A 16,697-nucleotide genomic window follows, 5' to 3' on the forward strand; every position below is an offset into this window, starting at 1 on the left:
AACCCCACATCGACTGTCATCACGACTCTCCTCCGCTACTTGATCTCGACTCACAAGCAGCCTGGCAAAGAGGGTCACCGCGGTCAGCTGCACCCGATTCCGATCACCGTGACTACAGTTCCGACAGCTGCCCGGCGGTCATCGTCCAGTGCCTCGTGCTGCGGACCGTATCGAGCATTCTGCGGTCGTGCGTCACCAGCAACAGCGTTCCCTCGAAGTTCTCCATTGCGCGTTCGAGTTGTTCGATGGCAGGCAGGTCGAGGTGGTTGGTCGGCTCGTCCAGCACCAGCAGATTGACTCCGCGGGCCTGTAGCAACGCGAGTGCTGCGCGGGTTCGTTCACCGGGCGAGAGTGAGGACGCCGGCCGCAGTGCGTCGTCGCCGCGTAGGCCGAACTTGGCCAGCAGCGTGCGGACTTCGGCGTCGGGCCACTCGGGAACCGCGGCACTCAGGGCATCGGACACTGTGCCCTCACCGACGAAATGTGCTCGTGCCTGGTCGATTTCGCCGACGGCGACTCCGGAACCAAGCGAGGCTGTGCCTTCGTCCGGGCTGAGCCTGCCCAGCAGAACCGACAGCAACGTCGTCTTGCCGGAGCCGTTGGGCCCGGTGATCAGAATTCGATCGCCCCAGTCGATCTGCGTCGTCACCGGTCCGAACGTGAACCCGGATCGCCGCACGAGAGCGCCACCCAACACCGAGACGACGGTCCCGCTACGGGGAGCCGCGGCAATCTCCATCCGCAGTTCCCACTCCTTGCGCGGTTCTTCCACCACCTCGAGCCGCTCGATACGGCGTTGCGTCTGACGGGCTTTCGCGGCCTGCTTCTCGGTCGATTCGGCGCGTGTCTTGCGGGCGATCTTGTCGTTGTCGGTGGCCTTGCGTCGCGCATTGCGTACCCCCGACTCCATCCAGTTCCGCTGCATCTGCGCCCGAGACTCCAACGCGGACTTGGTGTCTGCGAACTCGTCGTATTTCTCCCGAGCATGTTGGCGCGCGATCTCTCGCTCCGCCAGATACGACTGGTAGTTGCCGTCGTACACATCGATGCGACGTTGCGCCCGATCGAGCTCGACGACGCCCGTCACCGTTCGCGCCAGAAACTCACGATCGTGACTGACGACGACGATCGCCGAACGCGTCGCCACGACGAACTGCTCCAGTTGCTCGAGGCCCGCCAGATCGAGGTCGTTGGTCGGCTCGTCGAGCAGCAGGATGTCGTAGCGAGCGAGCAGAATCGCGGCGAGCCCCGCTCGGGCCGCCTGCCCACCCGAGAGATCCGTCATGAATGCGCTGCCGTCGACGCCCAGGCCCAGATCCGCGAGCACTTTCGCCGTTCGCTCCGCCAGATCCGCGCCGCCGAGCGCCAGCCACTTCTCCAGCGCCGGGGTGTAGAGGTCTTCGTCGCTCGAACCCAACGCCTCGGCAGCCGCGTTCATCGCTGCCTCAGCCGACGTGACCCCGGTACGTCGACCCAGAAAATCCAGCACGGTCTCCCCGGCGATTCGCTCGGGCTCCTGCGCCAGATAGCCGACGGTCGCGTCGGGCGGGCTGGTGTAGATCTCACCCTCGTGATCGGCCGTCCCCACACCCGCGAGCAGCGTCAACAGAGTCGATTTGCCTGCACCGTTGGCCCCGACGAGCCCGATCACATCACCCTCGGCCACCGTCAGATCCAGGCCGGAGAACAGGGTTCGATCGCCGTGAAAAGCGGCGAGATCATCGATACGAAGCGTTGCGGTCACCGGACCAGTATCCCCGGGGACGGGAACAGATTCCCCCCACCGTCCGTTGCCATTCGTATGACGTATTCAGCCGAGACCAGTACTGTCCCGACCATCGTGCTCAACGACGGCACGTCCATTCCCCAGCTGGGGTTCGGTGTGTGGCAGGTGCCCGACGACGGTGCCCAGGCCGCAGTGACCGAGGCATTGAAGGTCGGCTACCGCAGCATCGACACCGCCAAGGTGTACGAGAACGAAACCGGCACCGGCCGGGCCATCGCAGACTCCGGCATCGCCCGTGACGAGCTGTTCGTGACCACCAAGCTGTGGAACGACGACCAGGGCTACGACTCCACGTTGAAGGCGTTCGACGCCAGCATGGATCGCCTCGGACTCGAGTACCTCGACCTGTACCTCATTCACTGGCAGCAGCTCGACCGCGACAAGTACATCGACACCTTCAAGGCGTTCCAGAAGCTCAAGGCGGACGGCCGTATCGGATCCATCGGCGTCTCCAACTTCACCATTCCCACCCTGGAGAAGCTGATCGACGCCGTCGGCGAGGTGCCGTCGGTCAACCAGATCGAGCTGCATCCGCGGCTGATCCAGGAGGAACTGCGCGCGTTCCACACCTCGAAGGGCATCGCCACCGAGGCCTGGAGCCCGCTCGGCTCGGGCACCATCCTCGACGAGCCGGTCTTCGCGACCATCGGCGACGCTCACGGTGTCACTCCGGCCCAGGTCATCCTGCGCTGGCACATCCAGCTCGGCAACGTGGTGATCCCCAAGTCGGTGACCCCGAAGCGCATCGCCAGCAACTTCGACGTGTTCGGCTTCGAGCTCAGCAACGACGAAATTCAGCAGATCAATGCGCTGGACTCCGCAGACGGCCGCACCGGCCCGGACCCGGACAAGTTCAGCAGCTGATGTGAGCGGAACTTCGTAGCCCACTACGAAGTTCCACGCACATGGGGGGCCTAGTCTGTACCCATGTCCGATTCGCTCGACGGCAAGACCGTTGCCCTCACCGCCGAGCGACGTGCAGACGAATTGGCCACCATGCTCGAACGCCGCGGCGCGAACATAGTTCACGCCGCGGCGATTCACGTTCTGCCCCTGATCGACGACTCCGAGCTGAAGTCGACCACCGAGGGCATCGTCGAGCGCCCTCCGCAGATCGTGGTGATCAGTACCGGCATCGGTTTTCGGGGCTGGCTCGACGCAGCCGCCGACTGGGGCATCCGCGAGGATCTCGTTGCTGCGCTTGGTCGTTCGCGGATCATCGCCCGAGGGCCCAAGGCGCGCGGTGCCATTCGTGGTGCCGGGCTACGGGACGAGTGGTCCCCGGCCACCGAGGCCTCGCAGGAAGTCTCCGATCATCTCGATGCCGAGGGTGTTGACGGCGTGGACATCGCGGTTCAGCTGCACGGGGTGATCACCGAGTGGGAGCCGACGATCCATCTCAGCGATGCACTGAGCGAACTCGGCGCACAGGTTCGACCGGTTCCGGTGTACCGGTGGATCCGCCCGGTGGATCAGGCTCCGCTCATCGATTTGTTGGGGCAGATCATCGACCGTCGGGTCGACGCGGTGACGTTCACCAGCGCCCCCGCGGTGGCGTCCTTGCTCTCGACCGCGAAGGACAACGGCTTGCTCGACGCTTTCCTCGACGCACTTCGAGGCCCTGTGGCCGCGATCTGCGTCGGGCCGGTGACGTCGGCGCCGTTGGATGCGTTGGGTGTTCCGACCTCGATGCCGAGCCGGGCGCGACTGGGCGCGCTGGCGAAGTTCGTGGCCGAGCAGCTCGGTTAATTCAGAGTCTCGAGCAGTTCGGCAACCGCGGCTCGTCCGGCTCGGTTCGCCCCGATCGTGCTGGCGGACGGCCCGTAGCCGAGCAGATGGACGCAGTGGTTCGCGGCCACGCGGGTGGTGAGTCGGCCGTCCATGACGATTCCGCCGCCGTGCCCGCGCAGGCGCAGCGGCGCGAGGTGGTCGAGGGCGCTCCGAAAACCGGTGGCCCACAGAATCACATCGGCGTGCTGACTCGACCCGTCCTCCCAGACCACGGAATTTTCCGTGATGGACGAGAACATCGGCTTCCGTTCGAGCGCGCCGCGTTTCTGGGCGGCAGCCAACGACGGCGTCAGCAGCAGCCCCGTCACCGAGACGACCGAGCCGGGTGGCAGGCCGGCCCGCACACGTTCTTCGACCATCGCGACGGCCTTGCGTCCGGCATCGTGATCGAATTCGCTGTCCCGAAACACCGGTGGTCGACGCGTCACCCAGGTCGTGGTCGTGACCTGCGAGATTTCGTCGAGCAGTTGGACGGCCGAGATGCCGCCGCCCACCACGACGACGTGCTTGCCTGCGAACTCGTCGGCCGTCCGGTAGTCCTTGGTGTGCAGTTGCCTGCCTGCAAACGTCTCGGCTCCGTCGTAGTGCGGAACGAACGGCTTCTCCCACGTCCCGGTCGCATTGATCAGCCCCTCCGCCATGACGACGGTCTCGCCGGCTTCGACCCGGAATCGGGGTTCTCGATCGCACACGACGGTCACCGTGACGGGGCGTCGAACATGCAGTTCGAAGCGGTCCTCGTAGGCGCGGTAGTAGCGGGGGACGGCGTCTGCGGCCGCGATGGTCTCGGCAGGCTCGTCACCGAGGGTGTCGGTGAACGCCATTCCGGGCAGGTCGTGTACGCCGTTGACGGTGCTCAGCGTCAGCGAGGGCCAGCGGAACTGCCACGCGCCACCCGGGCCGGGCGATCGGTCCACCATCACGAACCCCTCACCGGCGGTCAGGCCCGCGCGATGCAGGTGATAGCCGGCCGAGAGTCCGGCTTGGCCTGCACCGATGACGGCGACCCGAGTGTCGATCATGGAGACCAGTAGATCAGGCCCCGCACTGTCAATTTCTGTACTGGTGGGTAACCTCTGCTCTCGTGATCGGACTCTCTCGTGACGGCGACGTCGTCACCATCGAACTGCAGCGCCCGGATCGACGGAACGCGTTGAACTCCGAGTTGTGCCTCGCGGTGCATCGCGCAGTCGAACAAGTCGAGCGTGACGGCGCTCGGGTCGTGGTCATCACAGGCCAGGGAACCAGCTTCTGCGCGGGCGCGGATCTGACCGGTGATGCGTTTCCCGAGCATTTCGGGCAGATCCTCGAGGAGATGCTGACGGCAATCGAACGTGTCTCGATTCCGGTCGTGGCTGCGATCAACGGCCCGGCCGTGGGTGCGGGGACGCAGTTGGCCATCGCCTGCGATCTGCGGGTCGTTGCGCCGGGCAGCTTCTTCGAGATTCCGTCGACCCGCCTCGGTATCGCGGTGAGCAACTGGACCATCAAGCGGTTGGCCGCGCTCGCGGGCGGGGGAGTGGCGCGCACGATTCTGATCGGCGGGGAACGGGTGCATGCCGAGCAGGCCCACATGTGCGGGCTGGCCAACAGACTCGGCGACCGGGGCGTCGCGACGCAGTGGGCACAGTCCATCACCGAACTCGCACCCTTGGCGTTGCGTCACCTCAAGCTCGTCTTCAACGATGATGGAGCACACGATGTTCCGACGCCGGAACAGGCCGCAGCGTTCGAGGCCGCGTGGAGCAGCGAGGACATGAAGGAAGCGCGCCGGGCACGTACCGAGAAGCGCACGCCGAAGTTCGTGGGCAGGTGATCGACGGCGCGCCCGATGCGGGCGATACGGCGTGGTTGCTGACCAGCACTGCGCTGGTGTTGCTGATGACGCCCGGCCTGGCATTCTTCTACGGCGGGATGGTGCGCTCGAAGAGTGTGCTGAACATGATGATGATGAGTTTGTCGGCGATCGCAGTGGTGTGGCTGCTGTGGTTGGCGTTCGGATTCTCTATGGTGTTCGGCGACAACGTGATCGGCGGGTGGATCGGAAACCCGCTGCAGTACGCCGGTTTCGAGGGTCTGCTGGGCGGGGTGTACACCTCGGCCGGGGGAGCGGTGTCGATTCCGTTGGTGGGAACCGTTCCGGCGCTGGTGTTCGCAGCATTCCAAGCCGGGTTCGCCATGGTGACGGTGGCGTTGATCTCCGGCGCGGTCGCAGACCGAATGCGCTTCGTGCCCTGGGTACTGTTCGCGGCGTTGTGGTCCACACTGGTCTATTTCCCGGTGGCGCACTGGGTTTTCTCGCTCGACGGGCTCACGAGTGAATTCGGTGGGTGGATCACCAACCGGCTGGGCGCGGTCGACTTCGCCGGCGGCACCGCGGTGGAGATCAATGCCGGAGTTGCCGGCCTCGTGCTCGCGCTGGTGGTCGGTAAGCGTCGAGGTTGGCCGCGGGATCCCATGCGCCCACACAACCTTCCGGCCGTGATGCTCGGTGCCGGATTGCTGTGGTTCGGCTGGTTCGGTTTCAACGCGGGATCGTCGTTGGCCGCGGACGGCGTCGCCGCCGTGGCCCTGGTGAATACGATGGGTGCCGGTGCCATGTCCATGGCCGCGTGGCTCGTCGTCGAGAAGTGGCGGGACGGTCATGCGACGTCGTTCGGCGCGGCCTCGGGCGTCGTGGCCGGGCTGGTGGCCATCACTCCCTCGTGTGCGGCGGTCACCCCGATAGGTGCCGCGGCGATCGGCATCGTGTCGGGTGCGTTGTGCGCCCTGGCCATCGGCCTCAAATACCGCTTCGGATACGACGATTCGCTCGACGTCGTGGGTGTGCACCTCGTCGGCGGCATCGTCGGCACGCTGATGATCGGGCTCGTGGCCAGTTCGCAGATGCCGGCAGGCGTGGACGGTCTGTTCTACGGAGGTGGGCTGCATCAGCTGTGGGTGCAGGCGATCGCGGTGGTGGCGGTGTTCGCCTACTGCGGCGTGGTCACCACCGGCATCGCGTTCGCGATCAAGGCGGTCATGGGAGTGCGCGCCGATGCGCAGCACGAAGCCGACGGCCTCGACGAGCACGAGCATGCCGAGTCCGCCTACGACTTCGGAGTGGGCCACGGAGGCAGCAACAAGCCTGGTCTTTTCGGTAAGTAGGGACAACCCGTACGCGCCCTTTGGAAACCGATCGGTCGTTGAAAGTCGTTCTGTCCCTTTCGGGTTGATGCGATCGATCGTTGTTCGGATCGACCCTGTTCGTTCATCTTCGGTTCGCTTCACCCGCTTGTCGCTGCCATAGTTTTTCGCTGCTCGGCATCGAGTGATGGACACGACGAAAGACTGAGGAACATGAAGCTGACTCGATTCGCGGCAACGTCCGCATTGGTCATTGCAGCGATGACGACCGCCATGGGCACCGCCTATGCGGATCCGGCACCGGCTCCCGCCGCTGCCGTCGGGTGGAACGTCACTCAGGCCGGCAACCAGGTCCTCGTCGACACGACGGCCGGCACCCTGAGCAACGAAGACAACCACCTCGTGGTCCGTGACGCCAATGGCGCACTGGTCGATTCGGTTCCGCTGGCCATTGCCGCCGACGGATTCTCGCACCCCGTCGCCGCCGTGATCGACGGTAACCACGCCACCCTGACCGCCGATGTCTCGCCTGCCGCGGCAACCCCGGTCTCGACCTCCCTTCCCGGCCTGCAGCAGGTCGATCTGCCCGCCGCTGTCGCGGGCGTCAAGGACAACCTCGCACTGTCTGCTTCGGTCGGCGGATTCCTCGGCGCTGCAACCGGTCTCGTGGGCGGCTGCGTCCTCGGAGCACTTGCGATGGGCGTAGTTTCGGCTCCGACGGTTGTGCTGTTCGGACCGGGAACCATTGCAGGCTGCATCGGTGGCGCGTTGCTTCTCGGCTCGACCGCGTCGCTCGCCGGCACCGCTGTGGGTGGCCTGTCCGCCATCGCCAGCAACGCTGCACCGTTCGTCCAGCTCCTCAACGCTCCCCCCGCCGTCAAGAAGTAATTCTCGACAGTAGAGCTGTGGCCCGCATCGGATATCCGGTGCGGGCCACAGTCGTCGAAAGGTCTAGCGTGCCAGGGCGAGATCCCCCACGTGAGCCCGCCGGGCTGCCGTCACGAGTTCGACGATGGCCTCGGCCACCTCGTGGGCTCGTTCCAGAATCACCATGTGCCCGGCCTGAGCGACTCGTACCAGGCGAGCTTCGGGCAGATGTGCGGCAGGGTTTCCGAGTGTCGCATCGGAGTCATCATGTCGTCGGAGCCGCAGAGTACGAGGGTGGGAATCGAGGCGAGCGCGGCCAGGCCTGCCACCTCGTCGAGTCCTCGAAACGCCCCGAGGAAGCCGGCCATCGTCACGATGGACGTCTCACCCAGCATCGCCGTCGCCAGCGTCACCACCCTAGGGCTGACTCTTCGGGATCCGCATCCCGCAGTCCTGACGATGGGTGTACACACGCCGCGACTGAGTCTCTTGGCACCCGACATCAGTCGAGGGGCCCGTCGAACAGCGGCCTGGAATACCGACACCGCGGGATGCGCGAGGCAACTGCCGAGCCCGTCGTCGGTGATCCCACCCGCCGACGTCGCGATCAGACCGACTCCGATCAGGCGCGTGCCGATGGCCTCCGGGTTCTGACGGGCGTAGGACAGCGCCGTCATTCCCCCCATCGAATGGCCGACGACGACGAACGGTCCCGACGGGACCACCGCGCGGATGACGTCGGCCAGGTCCTCGCCGAGTCGTTCGATGGTGCAGCTCTCCGGCGCGGCCGCACTCGACTCCCCGTGCCCGCGGTGGTCGTACATCACTATCCGCACGTCGTCTCCCCAGGTGTGCTCCACCTGTCTACGAAGGTCGGTCCACGACTGCATCCGCAGGCAGTGTCCGTGCACGAACACCGCGGTCAGCGGCGCATTCGGATGCCCGAACTCCCGAACCGCCAGCGCGGTGCCGTCGCCGGCAGCTACGGTGCTGCGGCGACCGACCTGATGGGTCTGCTCGCTGGTGATCTCGTTGGTATTCATGGGCGGCGCTCCGCGGGTGTGAGTGTCACGTGCTGCGACGACGGTGTTGTCCGGTACTTCGCTTCCTCGACACACCGTGTTACCTGAATCACAATTTTCTGGCGGTGTGGTACCCGCTCGGACCAAGCCGGGTGGGAACCGGCACCGAAGTACTGGTGAGCGTTCAGGAGAGGACGCGCGTTGCCAGTGAGGAGATCAGCCATGAGTTTCGGCATGGACAGGCTCGAGGATGTTGTTCCCCGCGCCGTAGCGGGAGATCGACTCGCCCTCGAACAGGTGCTGGTGCTGATCCAGCCACCGGTTCGCCGCTACTGCGCCGCCCGGATCGGAAATCTCGACGTCGCCGCGGACGATGTGGTGCAGGAGGTCTGCCTCGCACTGGTCACCGCCGTTCCCAAATACCGCGACATGGGCAAGCCCTTCATGGCTTTCGTGTACGGGATCGCTGCTCACAAGCTTGCCGACGCCGGTCGTAAATCTGTTCTGCGACAGTCGTTCTCGATAGACGAGATGCCCGAGGAAGAATCCACCGATGCCGGGCCGGAGCAGCTCGCGCTCGGCGACGAATTGCGCAGCCACACCCAGGCATTGATGGACACCCTGCCGACGAAATACCGCAAGATCATCCTGATGCGAGTCGTGTGGGGCATGACGGCACCGCAAACCGGCGAAGCGCTCGGAATGACGGCCGGGGCCGTGCGAGTGGCCCAGCATCGCGCGATGAACATGCTTCGCGCCGAGCTGTCGAACTTCTCGCTGCTGGCGGCGCGCGCAGTCGCCTGACGTTCCCTGCACTCGGGCGTCGGGAGTGTGCTGAACTGTCAGGATGACCGGCACCGGGGGATCCGATCCAGATTTCGTTCCGCTGCAACCTCATCGGCCCAACCGTCAGCAGTGGGTGTTGGCCGCCATCGTGGTCGCCTTCGCCGCGGCCGTGATCGTTCGGAAAATTCTGCAGGAAACCGGCCAGGACCAGACCGCCGCGTTCTACGTCGGAATTCCCGCCGTACTCGCCATCGTCGTCGTGCTCTCCGCTCCGTGGGGGAATGTGATCGGTACGACGGTCAAGGTGGTGACGGTGTGCCTGTTGCTGTCGATGATCGTGCTCGGTGAAGGCTTCATCTGCGTCATCTTCGCGGCACCCCTGTTCTACTCGGTGGCCATTCTCGTCGCGGCCGTTGTCGCGTACGTGCGTAGGCAGGCCGGTGGTGGCACGCTGCAGGTGGCGGTTCTCCCGGTACTGCTGTTGGTCATGGCCTCCGAGGGCGTGCTGCCCGCAACCACCCTTCCGTCGGATTCGACGGTGTCCTCCACCCGCGTGTTCGACGCCTCGTCCGCGGACGTGGCTCGGGCCGTCGGCTCGCCGTTGCGGTTTCACGACGTCGAGCCGTCGGGCATCCTGTCCTGGGGATTTCCCGAACCGATGCACGACGAGGTCGAGGGCTCGCGTGTCGGGGACAGGCGCGTCATCGAATTCGCGGGCGCGCACCACCGCCCTGCGTTGCTGTCGACGCATCACTGGGGCGAGCAGTCGTCGGAGCTGACGCTCGAGGTGGTCGAGCAGGACGCGACGTCGGTTCGGCTGCGCGTGGTCTCCGATACGACCCCGCTGGCGTCGTGGCTGACCTGGAAGACGGTCGACATCGACTGGGCCGAGCAGGGTGACGGCCGTACCGCGGTGACGTGGACGCTGAACTTCGATCGCGAGCTCGCACCCGCCTGGTACTTCGGTCCCATCGAGAGCGTGGTGGCCGAGCGGGCCGCCGGCTATCTACTGGATTCACTCGACCTGCAGGCGTGAACGCAACGATGCAGACCGGTCTCGACATCGCCGTGCTGCGCTCGGCGGTGCTGATGGTGCCGCTGGTCTCGGTCGCCGTGCTCTGGATCGCTGAGCTGTGGACCGAAGGGGCGGATGTTCGGGTGCGCGGTGCCGCGGTGCTGGGGTTGCTGTGGAGTGCGGTGAGCCTGCTGCCGATCAATGCGCTTGCGGTTCGGCTCGACTGGTGGAGTTTCGGAACCGAGGGCCTGGCGTGGTCCGACGTCCCGGTCGACGTGATCCTCGGGTGGGCGCTGCTGTGGGGAGCCGTACCGATCCTGTTGTCTCGCTGGGTGAATCCGCTGCCGATCGTCGCGGTTCTGGTCGCGGCCGACGTTCTGGTGATGGGTAGTCTCGAGCCTCTGGTGGTCCTGACGCCGTCGTGGTGGTGGGGCGAACTGCTCGCGGTTCTCGTATGTCTTGTTCCTGCAACGGCTCTGGGCATGCTGACGGTGTCTCGGCGAGCGCTGCGCGTGCGAGTGGTACTGCAGATGGTGCTGTTCGCGTCGTTGCTGCTCTTTGTGATCCCCTCCGTCGCGTTCGAGGCGACCGGAAGGTCGTGGGCCGAAGTGTCGAACGGTAGCGGGGGCCCGTTGGATTCGGTGACGATGCAGCTGATCGTGTTGGTCGGCATCGTCGCATTACGAGCTGTGTGGGATTTCGCCGCCATCGGCGGCGGTACCCCGTTTCCGTGGGACCCGCCCGGCAGGCTCGTCGTCTCGGGTCCCTATGCGTACCTGGCCAATCCGATGCAGCTGTGCGCCGTACTGATCCTGGCACTGGCGGCTCTGCTGACCGGCGAACTCGTTCTGCTCCTGGCCGCGCTGACGGGCGTCGCCTTCAGCAGCGGAATCGCGGCGTGGAACGAAAAGGGCCACCTGCAGTCACGATTCGGACAGCCGTGGATCGACTATCGATCCACCGTGCACGACTGGTTCCCGCGATGGCACCCGACCGCGGATCGAGCGTCGGGCACGCTGTACGCATCGGTCACCTGCGATCCGTGCAGTGCCGTCGGGCCGTGGTTCGAGCGAAGGACGTCGACCGAACTGGTCGTGGCGGCCGCAGAGAATCATCCCGACGAGCTGCGCCGCATTCGATACGAGAGCGCCGACGGTCGCGTTGTCGCCGACGGCACCCGCGCCGTCGGGTGCGCGCTCGAGCACCTGGGTCTGGGCTGGGCCCTGGTGGGTTGGGTGATGCGGGCTCCGGTGCTGGCGAGCGTCATCGCGCTGGTGACCGACGCGTGTGGCGGCGCTCCCCGCTCGATTCCGCGCCGGATGTCCGAATCGTCGGAGTGAAGTAACACCAGCTACATCTTTCCAAGACATCGTTGCAACGTGGCGGTTCTAGGTTGTTGACCCATGACCGCCGTACAGCCAGCGCCGACAGACACCGCGCTCAAAGAGACGCTCGAGGATTACACGCTGCGCTTCGCGCCGCGTAGCTACCGTAAATGGGGAACCGGTGTTGTCGCGACGTCCGCGCTCGGCGGTATCGCGTATCTCGCGGACTTCGCCATCGGTGCCAACATAGGAATCTCCTACGGAACAGGCAACGCACTCTGGGGCATCCTGGTGTTCGCCGTGGTGATCTTCCTGACCGGACTTCCGCTCGCCTACTACGCTGCTCGCTACAACATCGATCTCGACTTGATCACGCGCGGAAGCGGCTTCGGGTACTACGGGTCGGTGGTCACCAACGTCATCTTCGCGACGTTCACGTTCATCTTCTTCGCGCTCGAGGGTTCGATCATGGCGCAGGGACTCGAACTCGGCTTGGGCATCCCGTTGCCCATCGGGTACGCGGTGTCCACGATCATGGTGATTCCGCTGGTCATCTACGGAATGAAAGCCCTTGCCAAGCTTCAGGTCTGGACCACCCCGCTGTGGCTGGTGCTGATGGTGCTGCCCTTCGTCTATCTGGTGGTCAGCAATCCCGACTCGGTCGGGCAGTTCATGGCCTACGGCGGAGCCGATGGCGAAGCAGGTAAGGGCGTCAACCTCGGCTCGGTGATGTTGGCTGCAGGCGTCTGTCTCTCGCTCATCGCCCAGATCGCCGAACAGATCGACTACCTCCGGTTCATGCCGCCCAAGACGCCGGAGAACAAGCGGCGCTGGTGGACCGCAGTCATTCTCGCCGGACCGGGCTGGGTCATCTTCGGTGCCCTCAAGCAGGTCGTCGGCCTGTTCCTCGCCGTGTACCTCATCGCCAACGTCGTCGACGGATCCACGATTGCCAACGAGCCGGTGCACCAGTTCCTCGAGATCTACGAGAACTTCATGCCCGGCTGGCTCGCCATGACGCTCGCGGTGATCCTGGTCGTCATCAGCCAGATCAAGATCAATGTCACCAACGCGTACTCCGGGTCGCTGGCATGGACCAACTCCTACACCCGCATCACCAAGACCTACCCGGGTCGCATGGTGTTCGTGCTGTTCAATCTCGCGATCGCGCTGGTCCTGATGGAAGCCAACATGTTCAGCTTCCTCAACAGCATCCTCGGCTTCTACGCCAACTGCGGCATCGCGTGGATCGCTGTGGTGGCCTCGGACATCGTCTTCAACAAGTACATCCTCAAGCTCTCGCCCAAGGTGCCCGAGTTCCGACGCGGCATGCTCTACAACATCAATCCCGTCGGCTTCGGGTCGATGGCGGCGTCGGCGATCCTGTCGATCCTGGTGTTCTTCGGCGCATTCGGATCTGCGATCAAGCCGTACTCGCCGATCGTGGCTCTCGTTCTCGCACTCGTTCTTCCGCCCATCCTGGCGGTGGCGACCAAGGGCAAGTACTACCTGCGACGCACCGATGACGGCATCGATATTCCGATGTTCGACGAGCACGGGAATCCGACCGACGTCACCCTGCTGTGCCACGTCAGCGGCATGGAATTCGAGCGACCCGACATGATCGCGTCGAACGTGCCCGGGCCCAACGGTGAGAAGCAGTACATCAGTTCACTGTCGCTGAGTACCGACAAGACGGGTGAGCACATCCTGCCTCCGCAGTGAGTGCGGATGTGAGTGGAACTTCGTAGCCCACTACGAAGTTCCACTCACATGCGGCGAAGCCGCTCAGATGGTGCGCGTCAACCGATCGGCGAGGAGCTTGGAGAACTTCGCCGGGTCCTTGAGCTCGGTTCCCTCGGCGAGAAGTGCCGTCGCATAGAGCAATTCAGCAGTCTCGGCGAGGTGCGGGTCGTCGCTGCGATCCTCGCGGGCCTTCTTCAATCCCGTCACCAGATCATGGGTGGGGTTGAGTTCGAGGATCCGCTTGGAGGTCGGCACGAATTGTCCCGAGGCCTTGTACATCTTCTCGAGCTGCGGGGAGAAGCTGAACTCGTCGCCCACCACGCAGGCCGGTGACGTCGTCAGGCGCGTCGACAGGCGCACCTCCTTGACGTCCTCGCCGAGTGTCTCGGTCAGCCACGTGAGCAGGTCGGCGAACTCCTTGTCCTGCTCTTCGCGCTTGGCCTCGGACTCCTTCTTCTCCTCTTCGGTGTCGAGGTCCACCTCGCCCTTGGCGATGGACTGGAACGACTTTCCGTCGAAGTCGGTCACGTTGCCGACCCACACCTCGTCGACCGAATCGGTGAGCAGCAGCACCTCGAGCCCGCGAGCCTTGAATGCCTCCATGTGCGGCGAGCTCTCGATCTGCTGGCGGGATTCGCCCGTCATGTAGTAGATCTGCTGCTGGCCGTCTTTCATCCGGTCCACGTACTCGGCGAGGGTGGTCACGCCCTCCTCGGAATTGGTGGACGCGAACGACGCGATGCCCAACAGGGTTTCGCGGTTGTCGCCGTCGGAGATCAGGCCCTCCTTGAGGACCGTGCCGAACTGCGACCACAGCGTCTTGTACTTGTCGGGCTGCTCGCTCTGCAGTTCCTTGACCGTGGAGAGCACCTTCTTGGTGAGGCGTCGACGGATCGCACGGATCTGTCGGTCCTGCTGCAGGATTTCGCGAGAGACGTTGAGCGAGAGGTCCGCTGCGTCGACGACACCCTTGACGAACCGCAGGTACTCGGGCAGCAGTTCCTGCGAGTCGTCCATGATGAACACGCGCTTGACGTACAGGTGCACGCCCGCCTTGCTCTCGCGCATGAACAGGTCGAACGGTGCCTGCGACGGAATGAACAGCAGCGCTTGGTATTCGAACGTGCCCTCGGCCTTGAACGGGATGACCTCGAGCGGCTCGTCCCAGGCGTGGCTGACGTGCTTGTAGAACTCCTTGTATTCCTCCTCGGACACATCGTCCTTGGAGCGAGTCCACAGCGCCTTCTGCGAGTTGATCGTCTCCGTCTCGATCGTGACGGTGTCCTCGTCGCCTTCCTCTTCACTCTTGACGCGCTTCTCGACGTCGATGCGAATGGGCCAGGCGATGAAGTCGGAGTACTTCTTGACCAGTTCCTTGATCTTGCGTTCGGACGCGTAGTCGTGGAGGTGGTCCTCCTCGTCGGCGGGCTTGAGCGCCAGCGTCACCGACGAGCCCTGTGGGGCGTCGTCGACGTCGGTGATCTCGTAGGTTCCTTCGCCGGTGGACTCCCAGCGGGTGGCCGTGCTCTCCCCGGCCTTACGGGTGAGCAGCGTGACCTTCTCGGCCACCATGAACGTGGAGTAGAAGCCGATGCCGAACTGGCCGATCAGCTCCTCGGAGGCCGCAGCATCCTTGGCTTCCTTGAGCTTCTTGCGAACCTCCGCGGTGCCGGACTTGGCCAGCGTGCCGATCAGGTCGATGACCTCGGCGCGCGACATGCCGATGCCGTTGTCGCGGATGGTCAGCGTGCGGGCTGCGGCGTCGATGTCGATCTCGATGTGCAGATCCGAGACGTCGACGTCCAGGTCCTTGTTGCGGTACGACTCCAGGCGCAGCTTGTCCAGCGCGTCCGAGGAGTTGGAGATCAGTTCACGGAGAAAGCTGTCCTTGTTGGAGTAGATGGAATGCACCATCAGATCCAGGAGCTGACGCGTCTCCGCCTGGAATTCGAGCTGTTCGGTACTCAATGTCTCCCCTTCTAGCAGCAAAACCGACGCGAATATTCTACGGCAAGGCTACGGGTGAGCTGCGAAGACGTCGGCGCCGCCTACTCTGGGGCCCGTGACGAAGACGAAGTTCGTACTGGGAGCCGCCGCAGCGTTGAGCGGTGCATGGTTGGCGCGCGCGACGTGGGGGCTGCCGTCGGCGATCGGTGCCAGACGCGTACACATCAGTCCCTACGCGGCCGGGTCGCCGCGCTATCGTGATCGCCGATTCCACAACTCCGACCCGAGTTCGAGTTTCGTACCGGGCCGCGGTGAGAAGGGGCAGAAGAACATCCTCGTCTCGCTCTTCACCGAACGCACGAAGGGCCGGCCGCAACGCCCGATTCCGATGGCACCGCCGATCGCTCCCGTGGACGCGGGCGAGCTCGCGGTCACCTGGTACGGACACTCGAGTGTGCTCGTGGAGGTCGACGGCTATCGCGTCCTCGCCGATCCGGTGTGGAGCAATCGGGTCTCGCCGTCCTCGGTGGTGGGGCCGGCGCGCCTGCATCCGACACCGGTCGGTCTGACCGATCTGCCGCAGGTCGACGCCATCGTCATCTCCCACGACCATTACGACCACCTGGACAAGGCGACGGTGCAGAAGCTGGCGAGCACGCAGTCGGCCCCGTTCGTCGTGCCGCTCGGCATCGGCGCTCACCTGCGTAAGTGGCGGGTGCCCGAAGATCGCATCATCGAGCTGGACTGGGACGAGCAGACGGCCCTCGGTGGTCTCACCGTCACGTGCACCGAGGCTCGGCACTTCTCCGGCCGCGGCCTGACCCGGGACTCGACGCAGTGGGCATCCTGGGCGTTCGCCGGTCCGGTTCGACGCGTCTTCTTCGGCGGCGACACCGGCTACACACCGAAGTTCGCCGAGATCGGCAGCAACTACGGCCCCTTCGACCTGACCCTGCTGCCCGTCGGGGCCTACGACGTTCGGTGGCCGGACATCCACATGAACCCCGAGGAAGCAGTCACGGCGCACATCGATCTGACGGTGTCGGGCATCTTCGTCCCGATTCACTGGGCCACGTTCAACCTCGCCTTCCACCCCTGGTCGGAGCCGATAGTGCGACTGCACGCCGCCGCCAAGGACGTCGGAGTTCAGGTGGCGGTGCCGATGCCGGGGCAACGAATAGACGGCACACGAACGCTGCACGACGATCGTTGGTGGGCCCGGCTGGGCTGATCGAACCGGGTTTAGGCAGGAGTGGAGCCTGCAGGAACGACCCAATAGGCTGCAC

At 64.8% G+C, this 16,697-nt stretch carries 13 protein-coding genes and 1 pseudogene; 10 read left to right on the forward strand and 4 right to left on the reverse strand.

Annotation, left to right across the window (positions count from 1 at the left end; genetic code table 11):
- Positions 1-112: 112 nt before the first annotated feature.
- Positions 113-1,744 carry an ABC-F family ATP-binding cassette domain-containing protein gene (locus R4P57_RS22100; protein WP_317805004.1) on the reverse strand — a complete coding sequence of 544 codons (1,632 nt, stop codon included), beginning with the start codon at positions 1,742-1,744 and terminating at the stop codon, positions 113-115.
- Between the two features lie 57 nt (positions 1,745-1,801).
- On the opposite strand from R4P57_RS22100, the gene R4P57_RS22105 reads away from it, so the two are divergent.
- Positions 1,802-2,650, forward strand: a complete 849-nt coding sequence (locus tag R4P57_RS22105; protein ID WP_317805005.1) for an aldo/keto reductase — start codon at positions 1,802-1,804, stop codon at positions 2,648-2,650.
- 63 nt (positions 2,651-2,713) lie between these two features.
- A complete protein-coding gene (locus R4P57_RS22110; protein WP_317805006.1) occupies positions 2,714-3,535 on the forward strand; it encodes a uroporphyrinogen-III synthase in 822 nt (273 codons plus the stop codon).
- On the opposite strand, the gene R4P57_RS22115 is transcribed toward R4P57_RS22110, so the two are convergent.
- A complete protein-coding gene (locus tag R4P57_RS22115; protein ID WP_317805007.1) occupies positions 3,532-4,599 on the reverse strand; it encodes an NAD(P)-binding domain-containing protein in 1,068 nt (355 codons plus the stop codon). The two genes, R4P57_RS22110 and R4P57_RS22115, sit on opposite strands and share 4 nt — an antisense overlap.
- Before the next feature lie 62 nt (positions 4,600-4,661).
- Here R4P57_RS22115 and R4P57_RS22120 point away from each other — a divergent pair, with 62 nt between their 5' ends.
- From R4P57_RS22120 to R4P57_RS22130, 3 genes are all read left to right on the forward strand, one after another.
- Positions 4,662-5,393, forward strand: a complete 732-nt coding sequence (locus R4P57_RS22120; RefSeq protein WP_317805008.1) for an enoyl-CoA hydratase — start codon at positions 4,662-4,664, stop codon at positions 5,391-5,393.
- On the forward strand, positions 5,390-6,724 hold the full coding sequence (locus tag R4P57_RS22125) for an ammonium transporter (protein WP_317805177.1): 1,335 nt from the start codon (positions 5,390-5,392) through the stop codon (positions 6,722-6,724). Before R4P57_RS22120 ends, R4P57_RS22125 begins: the two co-directional genes overlap by 4 nt.
- A gap of 192 nt (positions 6,725-6,916) precedes the next feature.
- Positions 6,917-7,591 carry a hypothetical protein gene (locus tag R4P57_RS22130; protein ID WP_317805009.1) on the forward strand — a complete coding sequence of 225 codons (675 nt, stop codon included), beginning with the start codon at positions 6,917-6,919 and terminating at the stop codon, positions 7,589-7,591.
- 63 nt (positions 7,592-7,654) lie between these two features.
- On the opposite strand, the pseudogene R4P57_RS22135 reads toward R4P57_RS22130, so the two are convergent.
- Positions 7,655-8,613: pseudogene (locus R4P57_RS22135) on the reverse strand (alpha/beta fold hydrolase).
- Between the two features lie 201 nt (positions 8,614-8,814).
- Between R4P57_RS22135 and shbA the strand changes: the two are divergent.
- The 4 genes from shbA to R4P57_RS22155 all read left to right on the forward strand — a co-directional run bounded on the left by shbA (position 8,815) and on the right by R4P57_RS22155 (position 13,443).
- The gene (gene shbA / locus R4P57_RS22140; protein ID WP_317805011.1) at positions 8,815-9,396 is read left to right on the forward strand and encodes an RNA polymerase sigma factor ShbA; all 582 of its coding nucleotides are present in this window, start codon (positions 8,815-8,817) and stop codon (positions 9,394-9,396) included.
- Positions 9,397-9,439: 43 nt separating this feature from the next.
- Entirely contained in the window at positions 9,440-10,414 is a 975-nt protein-coding gene (locus R4P57_RS22145; protein WP_317805012.1) for a hypothetical protein, read from the forward strand.
- On the forward strand, positions 10,411-11,733 hold the full coding sequence (locus R4P57_RS22150) for a methyltransferase (RefSeq protein WP_317805013.1): 1,323 nt from the start codon (positions 10,411-10,413) through the stop codon (positions 11,731-11,733). The genes R4P57_RS22145 and R4P57_RS22150 overlap by 4 nt, the downstream gene beginning before the upstream one ends.
- A 63-nt stretch (positions 11,734-11,796) precedes the next feature.
- Complete coding sequence (locus tag R4P57_RS22155) at positions 11,797-13,443, forward strand: hypothetical protein (RefSeq protein WP_317805014.1); 1,647 nt, start codon at positions 11,797-11,799, stop codon at positions 13,441-13,443.
- A gap of 63 nt (positions 13,444-13,506) precedes the next feature.
- Here R4P57_RS22155 and htpG read toward each other — a convergent pair whose 3' ends face one another.
- The gene (gene htpG / locus R4P57_RS22160) at positions 13,507-15,432 is read right to left on the reverse strand and encodes a molecular chaperone HtpG (RefSeq protein ID WP_317805015.1); all 1,926 of its coding nucleotides are present in this window, start codon (positions 15,430-15,432) and stop codon (positions 13,507-13,509) included.
- A gap of 85 nt (positions 15,433-15,517) precedes the next feature.
- Here htpG and R4P57_RS22165 point away from each other — a divergent pair, with 85 nt between their 5' ends.
- Positions 15,518-16,642, forward strand: coding sequence for an MBL fold metallo-hydrolase (locus tag R4P57_RS22165; RefSeq protein ID WP_411742418.1), 1,125 nt, complete (start codon positions 15,518-15,520; stop codon positions 16,640-16,642).
- The last annotated feature ends 55 nt before the right edge of the window (positions 16,643-16,697 follow it).

It is taken from the genome of Rhodococcus sp. IEGM 1330, from assembly GCF_033142445.1.
Lineage (GTDB): Bacteria > Actinomycetota > Actinomycetes > Mycobacteriales > Mycobacteriaceae > Rhodococcoides.